This window comes from Mariniradius saccharolyticus AK6 (genome assembly GCF_000330725.2).
In the GTDB taxonomy this organism is placed as follows: domain Bacteria; phylum Bacteroidota; class Bacteroidia; order Cytophagales; family Cyclobacteriaceae; genus Mariniradius; species Mariniradius saccharolyticus.
Genome location: NZ_AMZY02000016.1, coordinates 82,849 through 107,640, shown reverse-complemented (window position 1 = coordinate 107,640; position 24,792 = coordinate 82,849). Strand labels below are relative to the sequence as shown.

Genomic DNA, 24,792 nt, shown 5'->3' with positions numbered 1-24,792 from the left:
AAAAGAAAGCTGTTTTTCGATTCCGAAAAACAGCTTTTTTCTGCTGATATACAGTGGCTTGGATATCTACGTTGAAAGTATTTTTGCAACTCTGAAATCGTCCTCGTCCACGTCTTTATGTCCTACAATCGCTTTAGCAATTGGCGTGTAGACGATTTTGTTGTTGATGATTCCAGCCATAACGTCATATTTCCCCTGGATCAATCCCTCGACCGCCGCAACCCCGAGTTTACTGGCCAAGACCCGATCCAAAGCGCTTGGCGCGCCGCCGCGTTGAAGGTGTCCGAGGATAGTCACTTTGATGTCGTAGTATGGGAGTTGTTTTTTGATTTTATCGGCGATTTCTACGGCACCGCCACTTTTTCCGCCTTCTGCGACGATCACAATGTTGGATTGCTTCATTTGGGCTGTTCTCGCCTTGAGCCGTTCGACAAGTCGTTCGATGGGCATTTTTTTCTCTGGGATCAATGTCGCCGCGGCCGCACTACCTATTCCCGCGTTGATCGCTATGAATCCCGCATCCCTTCCCATCACTTCCACAAAGAACAATCGGTCGTGGGAGGTCGCTGTGTCCCTGATTTTGTCAATAGCTTGAATGGCCGTATTGCAAGCAGTATCAAAGCCGATAGTCAAATCGGTGCCTGCCAGGTCATTATCAATCGTTCCCGGGATTCCGATTGACGGGATCCCGTATTCATTGTAAAAAAGATGGGCACCCGTCAGCGAACCATCACCACCGATAATCACGAGGGCATCAATACCGTGTTTGGTAAGGTTTTCGTATGCTTTTTTCCTTCCCTCCGCAGTTTTGAATTCCTCACTTCGTGCTGACTTCAGAAAAGTCCCGCCTCGTTCCAGGACGTGGTAGATATGTTTGGTTTCGAGTTTCTTTATCTCATTACCGATCATACCCTCATAGCCACGGTAGATGCCGTACATCTCCAGGTTGTAGTAAAACCCTGCGCGTACAGTGGCCCTAATGGCTGCATTCATTCCCGGCGCATCTCCGCCTGATGTCAATACGCCTATTCTTTTGATAGTCTTTGGTTCCATTAAATTTTTGCAATTAATTGTTTGATCATGAGCTCCGCAGACGCTGGATTGGTGGCCAAGGGAATGTTGTGGACATCGCAAAGCCTCATCAGCATCTGCACGTCTGGCTCGTGTGGGTGTTTATCTAAAGGATCACGGAAAAATATGACCATGGATAACTCTTTTTGGGCAACCATGGCCGCAATCTGGGCATCACCACCCAATGGTCCCGATAGCAATTTTTTGACAGGAATTCCCGATTTTTCGATATGCGATCCCGTGGTTCCTGTCGCATACAGTTCAACGTCCGTGGAGATCAACCTTTTTCTAAATCCACTGAGGAAATGTACCATATCGGCCTTCTTTCCATCATGGGCAATCAATGCGATTTTCATCAAAAGGGTGTTTAATAGGTTTTCAGCGCTAAATTTAGAAATTTTTGTAGGTTTCACCCTTTCAGATTGATATTTAATATTGCCTCAATATCGTGGGTATTAAATTGTCTTTCGAGAATCAGGCGATGAAGTTGAAATCAGAAAAATCTTCAGGAACCTGTAAGTGTTTCCTTTTTTGACTATTTTAATTGCATCAAACATTCTAACAATCAAAACTATCAACTTATGAGTCTATTAAAGGAATTTAAGGAATTTGCCCTCAAAGGCAACGTAGTCGACCTAGCTGTTGCGGTCATCATCGGTGGCGCGTTTGGAAAGATCGTGTCATCATTGGTCAATGATGTGATCATGCCACCTATTGGCGTGATCCTGGGCGGTGTTGACTTCAAGGATCTCAGTATTACGATCAAGGAGGCTGAAGGGGATTTGCCGGCAGTCGTGCTCAGCTACGGAAATTTCATCCAAAATGTGGTCGATTTTGTGATTATCGCCTTTGTGATCTTCATGGCCATCAAAGCGATGAACTCATTCAAGAAAAAGGAGGCTGCCGCTCCCGCCGCACCACCTGCACCAACGCCTTCTGAGAAACTTTTGGAGGAAATCCGCGATTTGCTGAAGAAATAACAGAAACCCATCCAAAAATAAAAAGGAGGCCCAAACATGGCCTCCTTTTTTTATTTCTCCGTTGATTGCCCTCCTCCGTGCCGTCGACCTTGGTTCATGCGATATACCTGTCTTGTAAATTCCCGATTGACCCCGCCGAGTTTCACCGCCTGAACAGGCGTGATGACTTTCATAACGTCGTCCATAAATAGCTTTTCCCTATCCAGCATTTTTTGCTGCAGCACAAATCGTTGTTGGACAATTTCTTTGGCCTTGGCGTCACTGGTTTCATTCATAGAACTTCGGTTAAGCGACGACAATTGTTCCATCATTTGGCTGCGTTCGTCATTGTACTTGTTGAAGAGCGGCCAGAATTTTTCCGCTTGTTCCGGCTTAAGGTCAAGCCTGTTTGTTATGAATGCAACCCTGGCTGATTCAAGTTTTTCCTTGTCGTAGGTAGCATCAGGTCTTTGGGCCAAGGCCAATCCTGGCGCCAGCCACAATGTCATGAAAGCTATGATGAGTATTTTCTTCATATTCTTTGGGTCAAAACCAACCATCTTCTTGTTCTTCTTCGGGTGATTCGCCTGCACCCCATTCAGTAAGGATTATTTCCTCCAGCAGTTCATCGGGGTTGTCTGCAAAAGAAAGGATGTCCTCGGCCTGCCAATGGCCCGAATTGATGTACATTTCGATTTCGGGTTGCAGGTTTGCTTCAAGATCCACCTGTTCCTCAGGAGTTTGTTGTAGGAAAATCGTCAGCATAATCGCGAAAATCAATGCCGCAGCTACCGCACCATACCAATAGATTTGCTTTGCTGAATGCTGTTTTTTATGCGATTTCGCCAGTATTTCCTCCGGTAGCCTTTCGAAATAGCCTTCTGGAGTGTGGAATATATTTCTCTTGGGTGGTGTCATCTCGTTGGAATTTAGACAATTTATGTTTGAAATGGTTTACTCTGACTGAACATCAACTTCTATTTTTTTCACCGCGTGGTGGTAGCTCGCTTTAAGTGCACCGACCGAAGTCCCGGTAATTTTGCTGATTTCTTCATAGGACAAATCCTCAAAATACCGCATGTTAAATACCAACCGCTGTTTGTCGGGGAGTTTGAGCAATGCTTTCTGAAGCTTAATTTCTATGTAGTCTCCGCTCACCAAGTGACTCGAAGACAGGTAGTTTTCCATCGCTTCATAATGGTCCTCGATCGGAAGGAAAAACCTCCGCTTCTTTTTTTCGAGGAAGTTCAGGCTTTCGTTTATGGCAATACGATACAGCCAAGTGAATAGGCTGGAGTTACTCTGGAACTTTTGGATATTTCGAAACGCCTTGATGAAGGTATTCTGCGTGACATCGTCGGCATCCTCATGGATAATGACCATCTTTCGGATTATGCCATAGATTCTTTTCTGGTATGAAAGGACAAGTGCCCTGTACCCGGTTTCTCGTGTACTGGGATTGCCGATCAGTTCCAAAATTTTTTGATCTGAATATGTCATGTTGATGCCTTTGGACTTGTTAAGGCTACCAAAAGTTTAATCAAACCTTTTAAAATTCCTGAAAATAAAAATTCCGATCCTTCAGGAGGATCGGAACGAATTGGGGTATCCAATCTGAACGTTATATCTCCAGTATATAATCCAAGATGCCTGCATTTTTTCCTTTTGGCCTGGTTACTAACAGTGGAAATGTGTCATTTAACTGAATGAGTCGCTCCGCCATGCTTCCTATAAAGAGTGCTGTGGCTGCTGTACGTCCTTTGGCACCAATGATGATTGCATCGGCCTTGATATCCTTGGCTTTGGCGATGATTTCCTCTACAGGGTCATCATCGTCATCTTGGGTGTAAACGGGCGTGATTTTGACTTTCTTTACATCAATCTTTCGGATAAACTTCTTGTAATTGATCTCCGCATGCATGAGCATGATTGAAGTGAATTCCTCATAACTCTTTCCCGTAAAATGATAGCCTGAAGGAATCGTAAATACGTTTTGAACGACAATCTCTGCTTTACCTCCATATTTTTCCACGATCATGATCGCTTCTTCAAGCGCATCCTTGGAATAGTCCGAGAAATCCGACGGTACAAGGAGTGTCTTGATATTTGGGATGGAGTTCTCAGGAATTATTAACAAGGAGCAACTGGCCCTTCTGGCCAATCTTTGGGACACAACACCCGTCCCAGGCAAAGTCACCTTTCGTCCAACGATGATCATGTCCACTGACTTTTCGTGGGCAAGCTTGAGTATCTTTTTGCTCAATTGCCCTTCCTTGACTACAAAAGCAAACTCGACATCCTCATTCCTTCCAAAGCTCCGCTTGACTACCTCCTGCATTTGGGTTTTGCGTTCCTCGACCATGTTGTCGATCAGGTTGGGGAATTCCTCCAAAACCTCCTTGGGTATTTGCAGATTGCGGATGACGTTGGTAAAATATATCTTCTTCGTTTGGTTGACGCTGGCAATGAATGAGGCAAAACGAACAAGTGTATCGTCCATTTCGGTTTGGTCCAGGCAAACGATAAGTTTCTTTAATTGGTACATCACTAAAAGCCTTTTCGGAAAACAAAATTAAAATAAATGGAAGAAAACTAACTAGAATTTGAAATTTTATTTCGAATAATCAAATCTTGTTAATCTTGATCAGTCGAAAATTTTGAATATTACTTACAGCGACCATCGGATTCCGGGCAGGATAATTTATTTCAGAATCCGGATGCTGAATAAAGAAATTGATTTCCCGTTAAAAATACAACTATCAAAAGCCCTCGCCAAAGTTTTTTGGCTGAATTGAAGCCGCTCGTCACAAAACTTCAGCATAAATTGTTCCGATTTCACTGGCTGCGAAAACCACTTCACGGGTATTTCGTATATTCGCAGCATAGGCTCAGGTCGCTGACATGTTCCGACTTCACAATTAAAAAACAATACCGAGTGAAGCCCTTTCCAAAAACAGGCCTCATCCCGTTCCGATCCTATCGGCGGGACCTCGTATCCAAGGATGCAGGTTAACAGTGGACGTTTGCGGACTTCAGGCAGCTCAAAACTTGTCTATGAAGAGGTTTGGTAACACTCTAAGACCTGAGCTTTTTTATTTTTTTGATCAGTTGCTGTTGACTTTGGAAGGCAATCCGCAGTCCATAAATTCCGGCAAGGTAGGAGATCGTAATGAAAGCTGACCGCACCAAGATATCCACGATTCCTTTTTCGAATTCCCCAAAGAGGTAAAATTGGGCGATGTATACCACGCAGCCCAATACGAATAACTTGCCAATATCCCATGAAAATGGGTCAAAATCCATTCTGATCTTGATATGCAAATACTTGATGACATTGTATAGCAACATCGCCAAGAAGGAGGCAAATGCAGCTCCTTCGATTCCATATTGGGGTATAAGCAGCAGATTGAAGCCAATGACCGCTATGCTCATGATAAATGTCGCCGTGATGTTGAAAATATAGTACTTTGAAAAAACGATGATCTCACTGTTGATCGAAAAGAGAATATCCACCAGCTTCGAAAGTCCGATCCAAAGCACGACCCATTTTCCCGCTTCATAGATTGCCTTGTTTGGCACAAAGTGATACAGGCTATCGATGTTGGACCAAATACCTAGAAAGAGTAGCAGACAAATCAAAAACTGGTGGGTTGCGATTTCCTTGTACAGTTTCTGAATGGCAGGAAGGTCATTGTTGGCAAAATGGTCCGCGACGAGCGGCATAGCTACTTGGGAGATGGCGCGCTTGGGCAGCTCGATGACGATGGCGATCGAAAAAGCGATGGTGTAGATCGCATTCGCATCAAGCCCAATCATGGAACTCACCATGAGGCTGTCGATTTTCATGATCAGCATAGAGCCTGTGGTACCCAAGAGAGTGATCAAACTGTACTTGAGAAAATCGGTTTTGATCGGCTGTGGAATCCGTCCAAAGTTCCAGTCCAACTGGAATAAACCGAGCCGCTTGACATACACGGTGATGCCGACAAGTGAGATCAGGTAAACGAGGGACATGCCTCCGATCATTTGCTCAAAATCGATCCAGCCGAAGAAGTAAACACCCACCAAAATACTGGCAAGGAGTCTATTGACCACTTCCCTGAAAAAAGACGGCACTGCTACCTTCACAAAAGACCTACAAACTGAATCCAAAATCGAATTGAGGACCGAGAAAAGTAGGATGAAAACGACAACCCACAAAAAATTTATGACCTCCGGAGCGTTGGCAGCAAAGGCGTCGATGATCGTCTGTTTGAACAGCCAGAAGATCAGGGAAACCAAAACAAATCCCAAAAACGCGAGCGCAAGGCTAAATGTCAGGAAAGAATTCTTGCTATCGGCGGCCAATGGAAAAAACCGCGTGATTCCATTTCCAAGGCCAAGCTGGGCGACCGGGACGAGTAGCAATGCCATATCTTGAATCGTTCGGTACAAACCGATTTGCCCGGGGTCCAATACATAGGGAAGCAGCCAAAGTACATTGAAATAGCCAATCACCACGCCGAGGTACGAGGAGAGTGTGGTGAGGAGGGATTGGCGGGCGATTTTCTCCATTTAGGCGTTTTTTACAGCTTGGATCAATTCAGACTGTCTTTTGGAATAGGGATAGTCGTTGACAATTTTTTGTCTCGCTCGCTTTCGATACCCCTCAAAATCCATTGAGAGTGCCCGATCAATAAGCTCAATCAACTTGGTAGGATCCTTTTGCGGGAGCACCAACGACTCATCACCGATGATGGCCGGCACGTCGCCAACTTCCGAACCTATCGGTATACAACCACAGAGCATCGCTTCGGCCAAGGCATTGGGAAAGCCCTCGGACATGGAAAGTTGAAGGTAATAGCGATGTTCGTTCAGTATCTGGCGAAGGCCATTCAAATCCATCGGTCCCAAAACAGCAACATTAGCGGATTTTGCCTGATAACCAATATCTCCGACCAAAGTAAACTTGCAATCGGGCAGGAGCGGAGCAATTTGCTCGATCAAATCGATTCCTTTCACGGTTGCCCGACTGGCTTTTGAAATTCCCTTTGCGACTGTAATGAAGGTTTTCGGTGCCCTTGGTGTGTAGAAATCAATCCAAAATTTTGAATCGAAACCATTGTGGATCACTTTGATCGGCGTCCGCAGGTCAGGGATCAAATTCAAAAGGCCTTGTTTCTCGGGCACATCGGGTGCAAATCTATATTCATTTTTGACCAATGAATCAGCAACAGGGAGAATCAAACTGCAGTTTTTGAAACTGAAAATGGTGGCCTTTTTGAGCCAAATTTTCCGATAGTTTCCGTATTGAATGCTGGGCATGTTTACCGCATCAGTGCCACCGCAAAGGATGACACATTTTTTTCCGGTAATCCTTGAGAAAAAACTCGGGATGACGGTATGGTACCCGCCAAAAAAACAAACCCAATGTGTGGTCCATGGCATCAAGAAGATGATTTGGAGGAATTGGATGAGAAAAAAAGGCAGAAGTAACCATGCATTTTGGGTAAAGACCAGAGGCCTGACCTTAAACCCGGATCTCAGCATCTCTATATCCCTGTCTGTAAATGCGGTCCTAACGGGATAGATATAGATTACCATAAGAGAGATTGCTATTCTTGGGGAATTAAATGAGGCCGTTTCTTACCCGGATCAGCAATCGCTCGATGAAGACCGGCCATTTCTTCCTCAGGGTGCTTTTGTTGATCTTCGTACTCCTTTTTAGGATAAAATACTGGTAATCCTTTTCCTCGTAGAATACCGGATAGGTTTCCATTTTCTCTAGGTAGAAGCCATTATCCCGCCAAGCCGCCAATAAGTTTGCCGTGTCCAAAGGCTGGTCTATGATCTGAAGCTTGTCTGGTTCCTGTCGAATATTGTATTCCAGAAACCTTGGCGCGGGGATATGGATAAAGACAACCGAATCCGCATGTGCGTGCCTGTTGATTTTTTCAAAAAGTGCCGGATGTTGCTCCACGGGGATATGTTCCAAGACATCGGGAAACACAAAGAAATCAAAGGTCTGTCCAGGCTTGTTGAAATCACTCATATCCGAAACCTCAAATGCCAGATTGGATAGGCCTTTCCAAAGATTCCGTGCCTTCTCAATGCTCTTTTCACTGATGTCTACAGCCAAAACTTTTCCTTTCGGGGCTTTCCGCGCGATCAGTTGACTCACCGTCCCAATGCCACAGCCCACTTCCAAAACACGGTGATCGGACTTCAAGCCAGCCTTTAACAACTTGTCAATAATGCTCAAATGCCGGGAATTGATGCCTATCTTTTCCTGTTTGCCGACGTAATGGTCGTAAAACTCCTTTACCTCTTGGGTATCACTCATGATTTGCTTGGTTTGAAGTAAAGAACGAGCCCGCCAATCAGTACCAACACGACCAAATACTGAAACAACACCGTCCACAGCTTGGTCTTGTAGAAACTGTCAGGTTCGAAGCTTAGTTGAATGGTATGCTTGCCTTGGGGGATCTCGATGGCGCGAAGCAGGTAATTGGCGCGCATAATGGCCGTTTCCTGCCCGTCGACCGACGCTTTCCAGCCAACGGGGTAGAAAATCTCTGAAAACACCAACATTCCTGCTTGGTCCGCCTGGACTTCGTAGGTCAGTTGGGAAGGGTTTTCTGCTTTGACCGATAAAACCTGTCCGCTTCCAGTTTTTGGAGCGCCAAATTCACTTGAATTCACCACAGCAACATCACTGGAAGGCAAGGTCTTGATCGCCTCCATCTCCTCGTCGTTGGACGTGACGGTCTTGATAGCGGTTGGAAACCAAGCGGCGCCAAAGTTGGCCGGGTTTTGGAAAACCGCATTCTCCGCCGATCCGGCGACTATGTACTTGGTATTGAGCATGTTCAAAATCGGAATCTCATTCCACGCAAAATCACCCGCTTGTGCTTTTTGGATAAAGTTTTGGATCTCTTGGCCCAAGGCATTTTCGACCAATTCTTGGTACCGTTTCATCTTGGCGCCATGATAGCCCCCGACACTGTTGAAATAGTAGCTTGTCCGGGCTTTGTTGAATGGATCATCGAGGTTCAAAACCCGAAAATGCCCTGTGTCCTTCTGGATGGCCTTGTCTGCGGGCGTTGCAGCAAAATACTGTTCAGAGGGATTGAATTGCAGGGACTCTTCGTTGACATAGCGTTTGTTGATGATCCACAGATCCAAGCCAATCAGCAAGGCTATTCCAATCCCCGCCAACTGGGCTGATACTTTTTCCTTGAAAGCAGCAAATACCAATCCCGCCGCCAACCCGATGAATATCAAACTTCGCAAAGCGCTGCTCCGCAAAATGGCTTTACGGTCATTCTGAAGCGGTTCGACCAACCAATCTGGCAGGTTCGCATCCACACTTCCCCTAAATCCAAACATGCCCGCCAATATCCAAATCACAAGTGCAAGCCCGCCAGTGCTCAAAAATGCAATTCCCAGTTTCTGAAGTAGTTTCGGATCTTTGGAATTCCTGAATGCATGCTCCAATCCCAAGCTGCCCAAAACCGGAACAGCAAACAGGGTCATCGAAAAGGCCATGGTTACGGCCCTGAACTTGTTGTATCCGGGAAGAAAGTCGAAAAGTGCATAATTGAACCAAGCGAGGTTTTTTCCCCAAGCCAATAAAATGGACAAAAACGCAATGCTGACAAAAATGTACACGTCCTTCTTCGGTGCGAAAACAATTCCCAGCACCAGCAGGAACAACATCACCGCACCGCCATAAATCGGTCCGCCTGTACCCGGTTGCTCGCCCCAATAGGTGGGCGCTTGCTTGATGAATCCATTCAACTGGGCATTGTCCACACCGTTGGCACGGAGCGCCTGCTCGGTTTGGGAGTTTTCCGGAAGCGGTTCGGTGCTCGCGCCGCCGTAAATGTAGGGCACGAGCAGCGTGAGTGTTTCCAGTTTTCCTTGGGACCAATTGAAGGCGTAGTCTTTGTCCAATCCACCTTGTCCCTCGGCCGCTTGGCCGATATTGGAAGCACCTCTCGTTGAATATTTGCCATATTCCAACACGGTCATGAACCTGGTGAGGTTGGCACCAACGGCGAGTATGGCCCCAATGATAAGTATCCCAATGGCCTTGGCGAAATGAGGTACTGCTTTTTCCCTGATTGCCCAAACCAGTTCACCCAACCCATAAATCAGGACGATCAAGACGGTGTAATAGGTGATCTGCAAGTGGTTGAACTTAAGCTGAAGCATCAATCCCAAGGCAAACAAGGCCAGACCCAAAAGTCTTTTTCCTTGGAACGTCAGGTGAATCCCCGCCAAAATCAAGGGAATCAGGCAAATCGCCCAGATTTTGGCGTTGTGGCCAGCTTCGAGGCTGATGAGGTGAAAGGTATTGAACGCAAAGGCGATCGCTCCTGCAATCGAAAACTCAGGCCTCACCTTGTAACCCAACAGGAGGATATACATGCTGACCATGCCAAAAAACAGCGAATTGATCGGGTGGGGGAGTCCCAGCGTGATGACTTTGATCAGTGTGTTGGTGATATCGCCCGGGATTTCCAGACTGACAAGGTAAGCAGGCATGCCGCCGAACATTCTATTGGACCAAAGTCCTTCCTCACCCGTCGCTTTCCGGTAGTCCAAAAGCTCCTTGGCTGCTCCTTCCCACTGAAGGATATCGTATTGGAACATGATCTTTCCGTCAAACACGATGGGGGAAAAATAAAACAGCACGAACAGGTAAAATATCAGAATCCCCAAAGCATGGGGCATAATGTCTTTCTTGAAATTCAGTGGCATGAAATATCGCTGTGTGAATGAAGCTGCAAATTAAAAAAATAAACGAACCCGAGGCATTCCCGAGCGAGATAGAAACTTGCCAAGGTCTTCGAATAGCCACAAATTACGATTCGGCACCTATCTGCTACTGGAAATCTTGGTCAAATGCCTCATGATTCCCAGTCCCCATTTCCCAAATTAATTCCTATTTTTGCAGCAAATCGATCAAAGTATGTTTGATAATCTTAGTTCCAAGTTAGACAGGGCCTTCAAGACACTGAAGGGCACCGGAAAGATCACCGAAATCAACGTCGCCACCACCGTCAAGGAAATCAGAAGGGCCTTGATAGACGCCGACGTCAACTATAAAGTAGCCAAAGAAGTCACAGATACCATCAAGGAACAGGCGCTCGGAAGGGACGTGTTGATCGCCGTTTCTCCTGGCCAATTGTTGGTAAAGATCACCCAAGAGGAGCTCACCAAATTGATGGGTGGATCCAAAGTAGACATCAATATCAAAGGTGACCCGGCAGTGATTCTGATTTCCGGTTTGCAGGGTTCTGGTAAGACGACATTTACAGGAAAATTGGCCAGCTTGCTCAAAAAGCAAGGTAGGCAGGTGTTGTTGGCGGCTTGTGATATTTATCGACCAGCTGCGATCGACCAGTTAAAAGTATTGGGCGAGCAAGTCGGCGTGGAAGTCTATGCCGAGCCTGAAAACAAGAATGCACTTCAGATTGCCAGCCGGGCGATCGAGCACGCGAAGAAAACCGGTAAGAAAATCGTCATCGTCGATACTGCGGGCCGCTTGGCTGTGGACGAACAGATGATGCAAGAAATCGAGGCTTTGAAGAAAGCCTTGAATCCATCCGAAACCCTTTTCGTGGTCGATTCCATGACTGGTCAGGACGCGGTGAATACTGCGAAGACTTTTGACGAAAGGCTGAATTTTGACGGCGTGGTGCTCACAAAGCTCGACGGTGATACGCGCGGTGGTGCGGCGATTTCGATCCGCCACGTAGTCAATAAGCCGATCAAGTTCATTTCTACGGGTGAAAAGATGGAAAACATTGACGTTTTCCACCCTGATAGGATGGCCCAGAGGATTTTGGGCATGGGCGACGTGATCTCGTTGGTAGAGCGTGCACAGCAGTCTTTCGACGAAGAAGAAGCCAAGCGCATCAACGCCAAAATCCGCAAGAACCAATTCAATTTTGATGACTTCTTGTCGCAATTGGAACAAGTCAAAAAAATGGGAAATATCAAGGATCTCATGGGCATGATTCCCGGTATGAACAAGATGATGAAAGGATTGGATATCGACGACGATTCGTTCAAGCCCATTGAGGCAATCATCCGCAGTATGACACCGAAGGAGCGTGAAAATCCCGACATCATTGACGGCAGTAGGCGGAAAAGGCTTGCGGCGGGTTCGGGCCGAAATATCACCGAGGTCAACAACCTGATGAAGCAATTCGACGATATGCGGAAGCTGATGAAGCAGATGAACAAAATGGGCGGTGCTCAAAAGGCCCTCGGAGGCATGATGCCGAAGATGGGAAGAAGATAAAAAACCTGGTTGATCCAAAGTCAAATCCTGCCCGAATCGTGTTTTGGGCAGGATTTTTTTGTTCAGCAAAGCCGATACTTTTTCCCTGGAAGTGATTTTATAACTCCCTCAAATTCAAGATTTAATAGTATCATTGCTAAAGTAGATATCGAGATATCTGATAGAAACGCCAGTTGGTCGATTTCTAGTTCGTTTTTTTCGATCAAAAATCCCAGCACCTTCTTTTCGTCTCCCTGATACTTTGAAAGATCAATGGATTTTGATGTTGGTTTGTTTTCGGCAAAATTGTCTTTCGACCAAGATAAGGACTCTTCAAGGACTTTCGGTCCCGTGTAGATGCCGGCCTTCAGTGTTTGGATGAGGTTGTTGCAGCCTTCGCTGTAGGGAGACATCAGATTTCCGGGAACTGCAAACACCTCCCTGTTGTAGCTGTATGCGATTTCGGCGGTGATCAAAGCACCCCCTTTTTGAGCAGCCTCGACGACGATGATGGCATCGGAAAGCCCTGCTATAATTCTGTTTCTTTTCGGGAAATTCGTAGGATGCATTTCGGAACCCGGCGAGAATTCGCTTAAGATCCCACCATTTTCCAACATGGCCTGCGCTGTGGCTTTATGTGCAGCGGGATAAATCTGATCGATCGCCGAACCCATGATCCCAAGTGTCGGGATTCCGGCTCCTAGCGACGCACGGTGCGCCTCGATGTCAATTCCATAGGCAAGTCCGCTGATAATTGTCGGTCGGTAAACTGCAAGGTCTTCGATGATTTTGCGGGTGATGCTGCGTCCATACTCGGTAGCTTTCCTGGTACCGACTATCGCGACCGTTCGCAGCGGATGTAGATCAAAGTTTCCCTTCGCATACAGCACCATGGGGGCATCCTCCATCAATTTCAACCTGCCAGGAAATTCAGGATTAGCTAAAGTCAGGATCCTAATCCCCTTCTTTTCGGCGGATTGTATGATTTCGTCTGCCCTTCGCAAGTAAGTTTCTTTGTCTTGGATGGCTTCCCAGAGGGTTTTGGTCACACGGGTAATTTTGCTTGCCTTGCCAAACTTCCAGGCAAAAAACTCCTCTACCGATCCTGCATGGGCAAGGATACCTCTATAAATCGAAGGGCCGATTTTAGGAATTAAACTGAGCGCAAGTTCGTGTCTGAGGGACTCAATGCTTGGTGCTTGCATGCATATTGTCCCTGATTTCGATCAAAAAACGGCGGATCTGATGCAGTCTATCCACCATGGCTGCTTTGTCAAAAACCTGTTGTTGGTCATTTTTGATGACTTCTTGGGCACCTTGCAGGGTATAACCTTTGATCTTCACCAACTGATAGATGTAGCGGATTTTCTCAATATCCTCCTTTGTGAAGCGTCTATTTCCCTTCTTGTCTTTTTTGGGTCTAATGATGTCAAACTCCCCCTCCCAATACCTTATCAGTGAGGGTGCTACCTTGAACATGCTGGCTACTTCCCCAATGGAGTAGTATTTTTTCTCGATTTCTTTTTCTTTGTAGGGCACGGTGTTTAAGCTTTACTTTAACCAAAAATAGTAAAAATAATGGTTTGTCAAGTGCTGAAGATTTTTTTCATCAAAACCCATTTCTCACCCGGCGCAGAATTTGGAAGCGGTTTTTGATAAGTGGACATGAGTTTTTCCCATTCCTGGATAACTGGATTTGATTCGTCGATTAGCTTTTTCCGCTCAAAAGAGAAGGAATCATCCACCTCAAAAATCATCACAAGTCTTGTTTCCCAGCGGTAAAGCTCCAATTTCAAGATGCCCGCATCGACAAAACTCTGCCGCACCTCCGGCCATATCGCCTCGTGGTGTTTTTCATAAGCCAGGATCATCTCCGGGTCATCGACCAAGTCCAAAGTGAAACAAAATCTTCGATTCATGCTGGGTACATGCAAACAGGTTTTCGAAAAGGAATACTCGGAAAAGCCGGGATAAGTCAATTTTTCCGAATATTCCTTATTGGTGAAGACGGATTACTTTTTATCTGTTGGTTTGTTTTCTTCCGTCGGATCAGGATCGTTTCCTTTTAGGTAGGAAGGAAGGTTAAGTCCAGCCATATTGAACAAGTCATTGAGTGGCGGAACAGTCTTCATCAGGCCGGAGACAAAATTGGCAGTGGATCCTTGGCCATTTTCTCCATTATTCGCACCGGAGTCCCACACAGTAATCTTATCAATCTTGATGTTTTTGACTGCTTCCACTTGTGTTCTGACCAAGTCAGGGAGCTTCTCGATGAGCAACAGTTGGAAGGCTTTGTTTGGATCACCGCCTGCCGCTGCTACGACATCCCTGTAGCCTTCGGCCTGCTTGGTAAGGATTTCGTAAAGACCGCGAGCCTCGGCATCCATTTTTGCAAAAATCGCATCAGCTTCGCCTTTCGCCTGTACCCGGATTCGTTCCGCCTCTGCTTCCGCCTCGATGATCGCTTTTTGTTTTGCGATTTCAGTAGGCACCACGACGTTGGCTATTTGGGTCGATCTTTCCCTCTCAGAACGGGCAGTTTCCGCTTTTTGCTCGGCGAGGTAAGATTCCTCAAGTGCTTTTGCCTGCTGGACTTTCTCTGCGGCCAAGGCTATCCTCAGGGCCTCTGCCTCCTTTTCGCGCCGGATGGCGTCGGATTGGGCGATGGAAATCTTGGCCTCATTTTCCCCTTTTACCGCAATGGCATTGGCCTCTGAGGTCTTGACACGGGTATCCCTTTCCGCTTCGGCCTTACCGATAGACTCGTCTTTTGCAGCTTCAGCGATACTGATTTCCCGGTCCTTATTGGTGATGGCGATCTTCACATCCCGGTCTCGGTGTGTTTCGGCAATCTGCACGTCACGTTCCCGATCTGCCAAGGCCTTACCTGTCTCACCGATTTTTTCCTGTTCAGCCACGGAGATCTTGGCTTCATTGATCGCCTTCGCAGCTGCCTCTTTTCCCAAGGCTTCGATATAACCAGACTCATCCTTGATGTCGGTTACGTTGACGTTGATCAATTTGAGGCCGATTTTCTTAAGTTCCGTATCCACATTCTTGGAGATATTGTCCAAAAACTTATCGCGGTCGGAGTTGATTTCCTCGATCGTCATTGTAGCGATCACAAGCCTCAACTGACCAAATAGTATATCCTTTGACAATTCCTGGATTTGGTCGGGAGAAAGTCCCAAAAGTCTTTCCGCGGCATTGCCCATACTGTCGACATCCGTGGAGATGGCGATGGTAAAGCGACAAGGTACGTCCACACGGATATTTTGACGGCTCAGTGCGTTGGTGAGGTTTGCTTCAATCGAAATCGGCTTGAGGTCAAGGTAGGCATAGTCTTGGATTACTGGCCAAATAAAGGCACCACCGCCATGAATACACTTTGCTGAGGTTCCACCAGTACGACCGTAGATAACAAGAATCTTGTCGGACGGACACCTTTTGTACCGAGAGACCAAGGCGGTCATCGTGACGAAAACAACAACTACTGCTGCAATAATTAAATAAATGGGCTCCATATAAGACTAGAAAGTTTAGATTTTTTCGACGACCAAAATGTTTTCCGAATCAATAGATTTCACTTTTACCAAGGCACCTGTGGGGATTGATTCGAAATCGGTCACGGCTGCCATTTCCTTAAACGTACCTTTGACGCTGATTTGGATCTTTCCGGTTCCGGACCGCTTGGCAGGTACGGTCAAATATACCTCTGCTGTCTTCCCCAGAGCTTCCTGCACTTTGAAAGTATTATCCTCAGCAAGGCGCTGCAGTTGCTTAATGATCACGAAAAATATCAGCACAAAGCCCAATCCGATAAGAAAGGCCAAGGCAACCAATAGAAACTCGCTTTCAATAAACTGATAAAAAGCAACCCCAGCCCAGCCAAAACCCATCAGAAAGTTGATGAGATTCCTGAAGGAGAAAAACTGAAACGGTCCACCAGCATCGTCCAAATTACCGTCAAAGTCAGCTTCCAGACCTTCCCCTGCATCCACGCCGATAAATGTCATCACCATTTGGATTAGGAATACAAGCGAACTCGGGATCGCGATGTACCAGAACACTTTGAGCAAGGGCTCCATTTCATTGAACATTTCCATATCTCAAATTTTAGTTTTCTAAACTAATTAAATTAAAACACAGACAAAAAAATCCCCACAAGATTTTTTTGGAATCTTGAGAAACCCGTTTACGCATATTCTTTTCAAGTAGCGAGAAATCGGGCATGAAGGTGGGATAAACCTGTCGTAACTCACTCTTTTTTGGCACGGAATTGCGAAAATCCTGTTCGCTTAAATGATCTTTTTCAGTTCGAATTCAAGATTTCTAGCGTGGTAATATAAGTGACTGAATATCAATAATTAATGAATATTAATTCCTCGATTTTTGGACATCTGATGTGGATTTTATCGATATTCCAGAGCTTCTTACATGTTAAAAATTGCATTTCGTAGACAAAAAAGTTTTGATACCAAATCGAAAAACCTATATTAAGATCGAATTTGGAGTAGTATGGTTAGTTTTAATTATCCCTGTAGATTTTTTGCGGTGGCGCTTTTGCTGCTGATTATTTTTTTTGATACGCATGGGCAAGTCACCACGATGGGAAAAGAGTTTTGGTTCGGGTACATGGAAAACAATGGTGTACCACCGGATGCGCCTGATAGGGGAGTTGTTGTGATTACTGCGGCGGAAGCGGCATCCGGCACTCTTGAATATGACGGAAAAACTGTTAATTTTTCATTGAACGCTGGTCAGCAGTTCATGTACCAAATCAACGACTCCGACATGTTGCACCGAATTTCGGGAATGGTGCAGAATAAAGGTGTGTATATCCAATCCTCGGGCAACGTATCTGTGTATGCTTTCAATGAGCGATTCCGTTCAGCAGATGGGACGGTTGTCCTGCCTGTTTCAACGTTGGGAAAGGAATACCTCGTGACCTCCCATTTTGAAACGATGACCTACCCAGTCAATTACAATGCCAATGCCAATAATGAAAGTCTGCTGCTCGTAGTGGGGGTGGAAGACAATACCAAAATAGAGATCATACCCTCAGTGTGGACATGGACCGGCCAAGCTCCGAATGTTCCCTTTACCATTTCCCTCAATCGGGGACAAAGCTACCAAGTCAAGGCAAGAGGTGACCTTACGGGCACCCGAGTAAGGGTAATTGGCGAAAACGTGGAAGAATGTAAAAATATTGCGGTGTTTGGAGGCAACAAATGGACGAGTGTAGGAGACTGCGGTCAGGCAAACGACCACCTTTTTCAACAAGCCTATCCGATCAATACTTGGGGTTCTGAGTTTTTTCATATCCCCTTGGCCGGAAGAAGCTCAGGTGAGCTTGTTAAAGTCCTTGCTTCTGAAGACCAAACCCAGGTATGGGTCAACGGGGTAAATCGGGGCACATTGAATGCGGGTAAGTTCATGACCTTGAATTTCCAGCAAGATGAGGTAGCTTCCATCAAGACAGATAAGCCATCCGCTGTGACGGTTTTTGCAAAGAGCCAAAACTGTAATGACCGAAATCAGCCCTTTTTCGACCAAGGTGATCCTTTTATGATCACCTACAGCCCAAATCAACAGCTACTCACCAGTATCACGTTCAATGCACTCCAGTTGCCGTCAATTGTAAATCACTATGTCAACGTGATCGTCAAGACAGCCGAAGTGGACGCGACCCGGCTCGACGGCAACAACATTGGAAATCGGTTTTCTCCGATTCCCGGAAGTTCCGAGTATTCTTATGCAAGAATCAACATAGGCGCAGGTGTACATTCTTTGAATAATAGGGGAGGTTTGATAGCCTATGTGTACGGCTTTGGGTATATTGAGTCTTATGGATTTGCCGTTGGTGCAAGCTTGGACAATTTGAATTTCCTAACAAACAGCGATTATGAGTTTGAAGTCGTGGGAGATCGAGTCGCTTGTCTCGGGCAAGAAGGAATGTGGGAAATCGTACCAGAAAATGAGCTTTTCACCTTTTTTACATGGAATTTTGGCGACGGAACTGATGAGAAGAAAGGGAAGGAAGTGGATCATGTTTTTTCCACTCCAGGTGAATACGAAGTAAAAGTAATAGCGGCAGTCAGCGAAAATTCCTGCGATCAACAACAGGAAGTCATCTTCAAGGTGAAAGTCGAAGAAGTAACCGGTGAAATAAGAGGCATTGCCAAGGTTTGTCCCAATGTCGAGGAAATCACCTACGGACTCCTGACCGAAGCTGAGATTTCAAAAGTCGATTGGGAGGCAATAGGAGGAGAGATCATTTCAGAAGACCCGGCCAATAATCGTGTTACGGTACTTTGGGGACCAGCAAATCCGGCAGCCCAGATCATTGCGAAACCTTACAATATTGAAGGTTGTCCAGTGGCCCCGATTGCCATGACTGTAGTTATCAATCCACTGATTGAGGCACTTATACCGGTCGGGAAAACTGAGATTTGTTTTGATGCTGAAGCGGAATGGACTTATGAAGTTGGTACTTTCACGAGCGGACGAGGATACGAATGGTTTATCGAAGGAGGGGAGTTCATCGGTTCCAATGAGGTAAACAGAGTGAAGGTAAAATGGAATAAACCTGGCGTAACGGGTCAAATCTGGTACCGGGAATATAGCCTCAAGGATGATTTTTGTGAAGGGCTTTCGCCAAAGCTTTTTGTGTTGGTAAATGCGGAGTTGTCAATTGCGCTTCAAAACAAGCAGGATGTCATATGTTTTGGAAGTCAAACCGGAGAGATATCTGTTCTTGCAACAGGTGGAAAACCACCTTATGTCTACACTTGGAGTCACAACACTAATCTGAATAATGGGACGGCTGGAAACTTGGGAATTGGTAACTACTCAGTTTCCGTCCGGGATGCATTTGGATGCAATGTTGAACTAACAGGAATATCTATAACCCAACCGGATCTTCTAACCATTGCAAACATCAGAACAGAACCGACTTCGTGCTTTGGAAGGCCCGACGGCAATGCACTGGTTGAGGTCAAAGGAGGCGTACCTCCGTATTCAATCGACTATGATGAGTTCAGCTTTGGAAATTCCGAGATCGCCCTTAACGGATTGGAGGGGCGGAATTATACCTTTATCGTAAAGGATGCCAACGGTTGCTCGATTCCTGCGAATTTTCGGATCGAGTCCCCAATGCCTGCTGAGGTCGACGTGAGAATGGTTAAGGCCACCTGCCCGGGCGGTTCTAATGGGGAATTGGTGGTCGGGTCGGCAAAAGGACTGGCTCCGTTCAGCTATGTTTGGGCATACGATAACTCCACCGGTACCAACCTGACCGGATTACCAAAAGGTCGGTATGAGGTAAAAGTAAGGGACGGATTGGGGTGCATCAGCATTGGCTCTGGGGATCTGTATGAGGAAGTTCCTAAAGCGCGCATGCCGACCGGATTTGATCCACGGGACGGGAATTTTGGCCCAGTAGCCAATTGCGAAGTCAATTATACGTTAAAGGTCTTCAATAGATGGGGTGGAATGGTTTATTCAGGACGAGAAGGCTGGGATGGGACCTACAATGGTGAGGATGCGCCACCCGGCACCTATACCTACCAAATAGTATATGAGGCTACTGTCAACGGAATATATACAGTTGATGAACAAAGGGGAGTCGTGACACTACTTCGATGACAACCTCAATAGACAAAACACTTTGGTTAGACAACAATCTTGCTAAACAAACCCTTTAAACAAAAACTAGTCTGGATAGACAAAAATTTATTGATAAATTAGGAAGTTTAGAAATCACCGGGTTTGGATGCGTACTGCCATTAAAGTCCTTGTTTTGATTTTGGGAATTCAGGTTTGTACTGTTTTTCATTTTTCCGCGTTTGCCCAACTTTCGACGATTGGACGTGAGTTTTTTGTTGGTTTCATGGAAAACAACCGTATCGTCCCAAACCGCATGGATCAGGCGACGATAATAATCTCGGCCGCTGAAAATGCGAACGGTTTTATCCAATACGCGACAGGTACGCACCTTTTCTCGATCCAAGCAGGGGAGCAATATGTATACAACTTCCCGAAGGATGGACTTGACGTGATTCACCGCAGCTCAGGGCAAGTTGAAGATTTGGGCATTTATATATTCTCTGATGGCAACATTGCGGTTCATGCCTTCAATTTCAGGGAACGAAGCGCTGACGGTACGGTGGTGTTGCCTCTCTCTTCTTTGGGGAAAGAATACATCTTGACAGCACACTACGAGGAATTTGCACCAGGTGTAAATCCTGGAAGCAATGTAAACTATGAAAGTACGATGCTTATCGTCGCCGTGGAGAATGATACAGATATCGAAATCGTCACCACTGCACCCACGGTAAATACCATTCCTCCAGGGGCCCCAATCAACATCACATTGCAAAAGGGTCAATCTTATCAGATTAAAGCAAAAGGCGATTTGACCGGGACACGGGTTCGTGTCCTTGGAAGCCAAGATGGTGATTGTAAGAACATTGCGGTTTTTGGTGGAAACAAAATGACGGCCGTGGGGAGGGATTGTGGGGGAACGACTGGCGATCATTTGTTTCAACAAGCCTATCCGGTGTTTTCGTGGGGGATGGAATATATACACATTCCCTTTCGTGGAAGGTCCTCGGGTGAAATGGTGAAGGTATTAGCTTCAGATAATAATACTGAAGTCTTCGTCAACGGTGTTTCCCAAGGAAGAATAAATCGGGGGAAATTCCTGACTTTCAATTTTGGCGAAAATGAAATCGTTAACATCAAAGGCTCCAAGCCGATAGCTGTCACCACATTTGCCAAGAGCCAATGGTGCAACATCCAGAACGGTCCGTACGCGAGCAATGGGGATCCAACGATGGTGACGCTCAGCCCCAACAATCAGCTGATTAAAAATGTGGCATTTTCGGCAGTAAGGGTTGTGGGCATTGTTAACCACTATCTGAATGTCATTGCAAAGCGGGGATCGGAGTCACAGACTATCTTGGACGGGGTATCTGTCGGGAACGAGTTTTTGCCTGTGCCCGGAAATCCAAACTATTCCTATGCTAGAATCGAGGTAAAGGAAGGTGTGCACATGCTCTCCAATGCTGAGGGAATAATCGGCTATGTCTATGGATCTGGATTCATTGAGTCCTATGGATATTCGGCGGGGGCAAGCCTTGCCAACCTCAATTTCAGGACGGAGGTTGACTATGAATTTGAAGTAGAGGGAGACAAAGTGGCTTGCTTGGATAAACTTGGAACATGGAATGTGATCCCTTTTGATCCGAAGTTCCAGATATTCGAGTGGACTTTTGGTGATGGTACTCCAATGCAGGAGGGAAAAGTAGTTGATCATAAGTTTGAGAATCCCGGTAAATATGAAATCCGAATCACCGCCTTTACGGGAGACAGGGCTTGCGACCAAATTCAGGAAGCGGTATTCGAGGTAGAGGTCGTGGAATCCGAAGGTGCATTAGAAGGCCCAGATACGGTTTGTCCCTTGATTGATGTGGCAACGTACACCTTCGAAAATATCGAGAACACGGCAAAAGTGCGTTGGGAGGTGAGCGGGGGACAGATTGTCCAAACGACTGACTACACCGCCCAAGTGAAATGGGGAGTGCCAAACCCCAACGCCAAGATAGTGGCCTATCCCATGACCAAGGAAGGTTGCGAGGGTGAGCCTTTGGAAATCAAGGTACTGATCACCGAGTCCATTCAGCCGGGTGCGCCAAAAGGAAAATCGCAAATTTGCTTTGGTGAAGCGGATACCTTCAAATACCAGGTAAAGGACCTTCTTCCCAAGCGAGGCTATGAGTGGTTTGTAACTGGCGGGGAAATCATCTCGGGACAATCCACAGCTGAGATAACTATCAAATGGGGCGGAATCGGATCCTCTGGCGAAATTTGGTACCGTGAATACAGTTTGGAAAACCCCACTTGTGATGGATTTTCCACTCGTCTGCCCATCAAGGTCAACCAACCTTTGGCTTCCTCGCTAAAGACGATGACTACCGAAATTTGCGAAGGATCCACTTTTGGACGAATTGAAATCGAATCCACCGGTGGTACGGGTGATTTCACTTACAAATGGTCACACAGTACTACACTGAATGCCCCGATAGCCGAAGGCCTGCCCACCGGGGTGTACGCAGTGACGATTACGGATAAAGGAGGATGTGAGATTGTTATTGAAAATCTGGAGATCAAAACTTCGATACCTTTTTCTCTACTCGGCCCGCCGAAGATCACCCATGCAACCTGTTTCGATTCAAATGACGGGTCGGTTTCGTTTGAGCTGGTTGGCGGAACGAAGCCCTATAGAATTGAGGGATTTGAATCCACCATCACGGGAGGCAAAGTTGACGTCAGTGGCTTGACCAGGGGTCAATATGATATGGAAGTGAAGGATGCTGTGGGATGTTCGTTCATCGTTCCTGTCGTTATCGATTCTCCAGAACCATTATCGATAGAATTTGAGATAGAGCGCTTCGCATGTGGCGGCTTGGCCAACGGTACGCTGCTGTCGATTCCAAAAGGGGGCGTTTCTCCTTATATATTATCTTGGGAAGCGGATGCAAGCTCTGATATACGCCTCACCAACATTGCCTCTGGCAGATATGGCTTGCTGGTAGAGGATCAAAATGGCTGTCAATTGCGTGCCTTTGGAGAAATGCGGGACGGCGCACCCACATTGCGAATGCCAACTGGATTTAATCCCTCTGATGGGAAATTTGAAGGAGTGAGCAATTGCCAAATCAGTTTCGAACTTTGGATCTACAACAAATGGGGCCAGTTGGTCTACGCGGGTGCAGACGGCTGGGACGGTAAAATCAGGGAGTACGATGCGCCCGCCGGGACATATACTTTCATGATCGAATACGCCTTTGAGATTGACGGCCAAAAGGAAAAACTGCAGCAAATCGGTGCATTCACACTTTTGAGGTGATTTTTTTTATCAAAAAGCGAGTGATTCGCATGACAAAATGCCAATTAACATTATTATTGCAGGGTATTTTTAACTTAATCACCCATGAAAAAAATTTTGATCACAGGAGGAGCAGGATTTATCGGCTCCCACACGGCAGTTTCCTTGGTTCAGTCTGGCTTTGAACCTGTTATTTTGGATAATTTTTCCAATTCCGATCACTCGGTCATCGGTAGTCTCGAACGAATCTTAGAAACAAAGATCAAATGGTATGAGGCAGATTGCTTGGATGGAGATTCGGTCAGGGAGATTTTCTCCGAAAACGAATTTGCTGGTGTAATTCATTTTGCTGCGTCAAAAGCAGTTGGAGAAAGTGTAGCCAATCCTTTGAAGTATTATCGCAACAATGTGGAGTCATTGCTTATTCTAATTGACGCAATGGCTGAATACGGGGTTAAGGATTTGGTTCTCTCATCCTCCTGTACCGTATATGGGCAGCCTGAGATACTTCCAGTATCGGAATCAACGCCAAGGCAAGAGGCTGAAAGTCCTTATGGTAACACCAAAAAAATATGTGAGGACATTCTCAGGGATTACATCAAGAGTGGCGCAAAATCAAGAATAGTCGCTTTGCGCTATTTCAATCCAATCGGTGCCCATCCGAGTTCTGAAATAGGAGAATTGCCAAAGGGAGTGCCTGCCAATTTAGTTCCTTTCATCACGCAGACTGCGGCGGGAATTCGCCGAGAGCTTACCGTTTTCGGAAATGATTACGACACGCCCGATGGGACCTGCGTGCGGGATTACATCCATGTGTTGGACCTTGCTGACGCACACGTCAAATCAATTCAATATCTCTTCAAACAAGAAGAAAACTTCTACGATGTTTTCAATGTAGGGACAGGAAATGGAAATACAGTGCTTGAAGTGATCAAAGCGTTTGAGAAGGTTTCAGGGAAGCATTTGAATTATCGAATTGGACCCAGGCGGGAAGGAGATGTCGTGAAGACTTGGGCCAATACGGATAAAATCAAGAATCTGCTTGGCTGGACACCAAAATACAGCCTGGAAGATTCGATGCGGGATGCTTGGAATTGGCAGGTGAAGCTGGGATCGGCTGGGAAGTAAAAAAAATATGTTTCTGAGATAGAGGCAGGTAATTTGCCAGACGGGAAATTTTCTTGCTCGATTTTGCAAAACACGTTCAATTCCCTACATTTGCACCACTTCAAAAGAGAAGGGTCACGGAGTGGTAGTTCAGCCGGTTAGAATGCCTGCCTGTCACGCAGGAGGTCGCGGGTTCGAGTCCCGTCCATTCCGCTTTAATTTAAGAGTTTCACATATTGGAGTGGTAGTTCAGCCGGTTAGAATGCCTGCCTGTCACGCAGGAGGTCGCGGGTTCGAGTCCCGTCCATTCCGCATCAAGCCTCAGCAAAACGCTGGGGCTTTTTTGTTGACATTTTTCGATTTTTCTTATTTGGAGATGGATGTCTATTATGCTGATTGCAACTTGATCTTGAAGTTTAGGCACATCAAACAAACGGCAAGGCCAAGTAGCGGTTATTCATATTATTTCTATCTTTGCCAAAGCCAAAAAA

The 24,792-nt window shown here is 46.1% G+C and carries 20 protein-coding genes and 2 tRNA genes; 7 read left to right on the top strand and 15 right to left on the bottom strand.

What is annotated here, in order from left to right:
* Positions 1–66: 66 nt before the first annotated feature.
* The gene (gene pfkA / locus C943_RS16150; protein ID WP_008629940.1) at positions 67–1,053 is read right to left on the bottom strand and encodes a 6-phosphofructokinase; all 987 of its coding nucleotides are present in this window, start codon (positions 1,051–1,053) and stop codon (positions 67–69) included.
* Positions 1,053–1,427: a methylglyoxal synthase gene (locus C943_RS16145; protein ID WP_008629939.1), complete on the bottom strand. Its 375-nt coding sequence runs from the start codon at positions 1,425–1,427 to the stop codon at positions 1,053–1,055. Before C943_RS16145 ends, pfkA begins: the two co-directional genes overlap by 1 nt.
* A 225-nt stretch (positions 1,428–1,652) precedes the next feature.
* Here C943_RS16145 and mscL point away from each other — a divergent pair, with 225 nt between their 5' ends.
* Entirely contained in the window at positions 1,653–2,051 is a 399-nt protein-coding gene (gene mscL / locus C943_RS16140) for a large-conductance mechanosensitive channel protein MscL (protein ID WP_008629938.1), read from the top strand.
* Between the two features lie 50 nt (positions 2,052–2,101).
* Here the strand turns inward: mscL and C943_RS16135 are convergent, their stop codons facing one another.
* The 8 genes from C943_RS16135 to C943_RS16100 all read right to left on the bottom strand — a co-directional run bounded on the left by C943_RS16135 (position 2,102) and on the right by C943_RS16100 (position 10,775).
* On the bottom strand, positions 2,102–2,566 hold the full coding sequence (locus C943_RS16135; RefSeq protein WP_040481036.1) for a Spy/CpxP family protein refolding chaperone: 465 nt from the start codon (positions 2,564–2,566) through the stop codon (positions 2,102–2,104).
* A gap of 10 nt (positions 2,567–2,576) precedes the next feature.
* The gene (locus C943_RS16130) at positions 2,577–2,948 is read right to left on the bottom strand and encodes a hypothetical protein (RefSeq protein WP_008629936.1); all 372 of its coding nucleotides are present in this window, start codon (positions 2,946–2,948) and stop codon (positions 2,577–2,579) included.
* A 36-nt stretch (positions 2,949–2,984) separates the two neighbouring features.
* Complete coding sequence (locus C943_RS16125) at positions 2,985–3,530, bottom strand: RNA polymerase sigma factor (RefSeq protein WP_040481034.1); 546 nt, start codon at positions 3,528–3,530, stop codon at positions 2,985–2,987.
* Positions 3,531–3,651: 121 nt separating this feature from the next.
* Positions 3,652–4,575, bottom strand: a complete 924-nt coding sequence (locus C943_RS16120) for a universal stress protein (RefSeq protein WP_008629933.1) — start codon at positions 4,573–4,575, stop codon at positions 3,652–3,654.
* 530 nt (positions 4,576–5,105) lie between these two features.
* Positions 5,106–6,584: a lipopolysaccharide biosynthesis protein gene (locus C943_RS16115; RefSeq protein WP_008629929.1), complete on the bottom strand. Its 1,479-nt coding sequence runs from the start codon at positions 6,582–6,584 to the stop codon at positions 5,106–5,108.
* Positions 6,585–7,613 (bottom strand): glycosyltransferase family 4 protein, encoded by a 1,029-nt coding sequence (locus C943_RS16110; protein WP_008629928.1) that lies wholly within the window; start codon positions 7,611–7,613, stop codon positions 6,585–6,587. It abuts the gene before it with no gap.
* Positions 7,614–7,638: 25 nt separating this feature from the next.
* Positions 7,639–8,352 carry a class I SAM-dependent methyltransferase gene (locus tag C943_RS16105; RefSeq protein ID WP_008629927.1) on the bottom strand — a complete coding sequence of 238 codons (714 nt, stop codon included), beginning with the start codon at positions 8,350–8,352 and terminating at the stop codon, positions 7,639–7,641.
* Positions 8,349–10,775 carry a YfhO family protein gene (locus C943_RS16100; RefSeq protein WP_008629887.1) on the bottom strand — a complete coding sequence of 809 codons (2,427 nt, stop codon included), beginning with the start codon at positions 10,773–10,775 and terminating at the stop codon, positions 8,349–8,351. The genes C943_RS16105 and C943_RS16100 overlap by 4 nt, the downstream gene beginning before the upstream one ends.
* Positions 10,776–10,986: 211 nt before the next feature.
* Between C943_RS16100 and ffh the strand changes: the two genes are divergently transcribed.
* Positions 10,987–12,324, top strand: a complete 1,338-nt coding sequence (gene ffh, locus C943_RS16095) for a signal recognition particle protein (RefSeq protein WP_008629885.1) — start codon at positions 10,987–10,989, stop codon at positions 12,322–12,324.
* Positions 12,325–12,386: 62 nt separating this feature from the next.
* Here the strand turns inward: ffh and dprA are convergent, their stop codons facing one another.
* From dprA to C943_RS16070, 5 genes are all read right to left on the bottom strand, one after another.
* Complete coding sequence (gene dprA, locus C943_RS16090; RefSeq protein ID WP_008629884.1) at positions 12,387–13,508, bottom strand: DNA-processing protein DprA; 1,122 nt, start codon at positions 13,506–13,508, stop codon at positions 12,387–12,389.
* Positions 13,489–13,842: a MerR family transcriptional regulator gene (locus C943_RS16085; RefSeq protein ID WP_008629883.1), complete on the bottom strand. Its 354-nt coding sequence runs from the start codon at positions 13,840–13,842 to the stop codon at positions 13,489–13,491. Before C943_RS16085 ends, dprA begins: the two co-directional genes overlap by 20 nt.
* A gap of 47 nt (positions 13,843–13,889) precedes the next feature.
* Entirely contained in the window at positions 13,890–14,222 is a 333-nt protein-coding gene (locus C943_RS16080; RefSeq protein WP_040481031.1) for an L-rhamnose mutarotase, read from the bottom strand.
* A 93-nt stretch (positions 14,223–14,315) separates the two neighbouring features.
* Positions 14,316–15,827, bottom strand: a complete 1,512-nt coding sequence (locus C943_RS16075; protein WP_008629881.1) for a flotillin family protein — start codon at positions 15,825–15,827, stop codon at positions 14,316–14,318.
* A 15-nt stretch (positions 15,828–15,842) separates the two neighbouring features.
* The gene (locus C943_RS16070) at positions 15,843–16,409 is read right to left on the bottom strand and encodes an NfeD family protein (RefSeq protein WP_008629880.1); all 567 of its coding nucleotides are present in this window, start codon (positions 16,407–16,409) and stop codon (positions 15,843–15,845) included.
* A 412-nt stretch (positions 16,410–16,821) separates the two neighbouring features.
* On the opposite strand from C943_RS16070, the gene C943_RS16065 reads away from it, so the two are divergent.
* The 5 genes from C943_RS16065 to C943_RS16045 all read left to right on the top strand — a co-directional run bounded on the left by C943_RS16065 (position 16,822) and on the right by C943_RS16045 (position 24,613).
* On the top strand, positions 16,822–19,950 hold the full coding sequence (locus tag C943_RS16065; protein WP_008629879.1) for a PKD domain-containing protein: 3,129 nt from the start codon (positions 16,822–16,824) through the stop codon (positions 19,948–19,950).
* Between the two features lie 127 nt (positions 19,951–20,077).
* Positions 20,078–23,215 (top strand): PKD domain-containing protein, encoded by a 3,138-nt coding sequence (locus tag C943_RS16060; RefSeq protein ID WP_008629877.1) that lies wholly within the window; start codon positions 20,078–20,080, stop codon positions 23,213–23,215.
* Between the two features lie 84 nt (positions 23,216–23,299).
* Positions 23,300–24,322 carry a UDP-glucose 4-epimerase GalE gene (galE, locus tag C943_RS16055; protein ID WP_040481029.1) on the top strand — a complete coding sequence of 341 codons (1,023 nt, stop codon included), beginning with the start codon at positions 23,300–23,302 and terminating at the stop codon, positions 24,320–24,322.
* Between the two features lie 118 nt (positions 24,323–24,440).
* Positions 24,441–24,514, top strand: a tRNA-Asp gene (locus C943_RS16050).
* 25 nt (positions 24,515–24,539) lie between these two features.
* Positions 24,540–24,613, top strand: a tRNA-Asp gene (locus tag C943_RS16045).
* Positions 24,614–24,792: the final 179 nt, after the last annotated feature.

Excerpts from the sequence above, each read along its gene's own strand:
- C943_RS16115 (WP_008629929.1), bottom strand. The coding sequence starts at position 6,584 with ATGGAGAAAATCGCCCGCCAATCCCTCCTCACCACACTCTCCTCGTAC.
- C943_RS16080 (WP_040481031.1), bottom strand. The coding sequence starts at position 14,222 with ATGAATCGAAGATTTTGTTTCACTTTGGACTTGGTCGATGACCCGGAG.
- C943_RS16120 (WP_008629933.1), bottom strand. The coding sequence starts at position 4,575 with ATGTACCAATTAAAGAAACTTATCGTTTGCCTGGACCAAACCGAAATG.
- C943_RS16110 (WP_008629928.1), bottom strand. The coding sequence starts at position 7,613 with ATGGTAATCTATATCTATCCCGTTAGGACCGCATTTACAGACAGGGAT.
- galE (WP_040481029.1), top strand. The coding sequence starts at position 23,300 with ATGAAAAAAATTTTGATCACAGGAGGAGCAGGATTTATCGGCTCCCAC.
- C943_RS16065 (WP_008629879.1), top strand. The coding sequence starts at position 16,822 with ATGGTTAGTTTTAATTATCCCTGTAGATTTTTTGCGGTGGCGCTTTTG.
- C943_RS16145 (WP_008629939.1), bottom strand. The coding sequence starts at position 1,427 with ATGAAAATCGCATTGATTGCCCATGATGGAAAGAAGGCCGATATGGTA.
- C943_RS16070 (WP_008629880.1), bottom strand. The coding sequence starts at position 16,409 with ATGGAAATGTTCAATGAAATGGAGCCCTTGCTCAAAGTGTTCTGGTAC.
- C943_RS16075 (WP_008629881.1), bottom strand. The coding sequence starts at position 15,827 with ATGGAGCCCATTTATTTAATTATTGCAGCAGTAGTTGTTGTTTTCGTC.
- C943_RS16060 (WP_008629877.1), top strand. The coding sequence starts at position 20,078 with ATGCGTACTGCCATTAAAGTCCTTGTTTTGATTTTGGGAATTCAGGTT.
- C943_RS16135 (WP_040481036.1), bottom strand. The coding sequence starts at position 2,566 with ATGAAGAAAATACTCATCATAGCTTTCATGACATTGTGGCTGGCGCCA.
- C943_RS16100 (WP_008629887.1), bottom strand. The coding sequence starts at position 10,775 with ATGCCACTGAATTTCAAGAAAGACATTATGCCCCATGCTTTGGGGATT.
- ffh (WP_008629885.1), top strand. The coding sequence starts at position 10,987 with ATGTTTGATAATCTTAGTTCCAAGTTAGACAGGGCCTTCAAGACACTG.
- C943_RS16125 (WP_040481034.1), bottom strand. The coding sequence starts at position 3,530 with ATGACATATTCAGATCAAAAAATTTTGGAACTGATCGGCAATCCCAGT.
- mscL (WP_008629938.1), top strand. The coding sequence starts at position 1,653 with ATGAGTCTATTAAAGGAATTTAAGGAATTTGCCCTCAAAGGCAACGTA.
- dprA (WP_008629884.1), bottom strand. The coding sequence starts at position 13,508 with ATGCAAGCACCAAGCATTGAGTCCCTCAGACACGAACTTGCGCTCAGT.
- C943_RS16130 (WP_008629936.1), bottom strand. The coding sequence starts at position 2,948 with ATGACACCACCCAAGAGAAATATATTCCACACTCCAGAAGGCTATTTC.
- pfkA (WP_008629940.1), bottom strand. The coding sequence starts at position 1,053 with ATGGAACCAAAGACTATCAAAAGAATAGGCGTATTGACATCAGGCGGA.
- C943_RS16105 (WP_008629927.1), bottom strand. The coding sequence starts at position 8,352 with ATGAGTGATACCCAAGAGGTAAAGGAGTTTTACGACCATTACGTCGGC.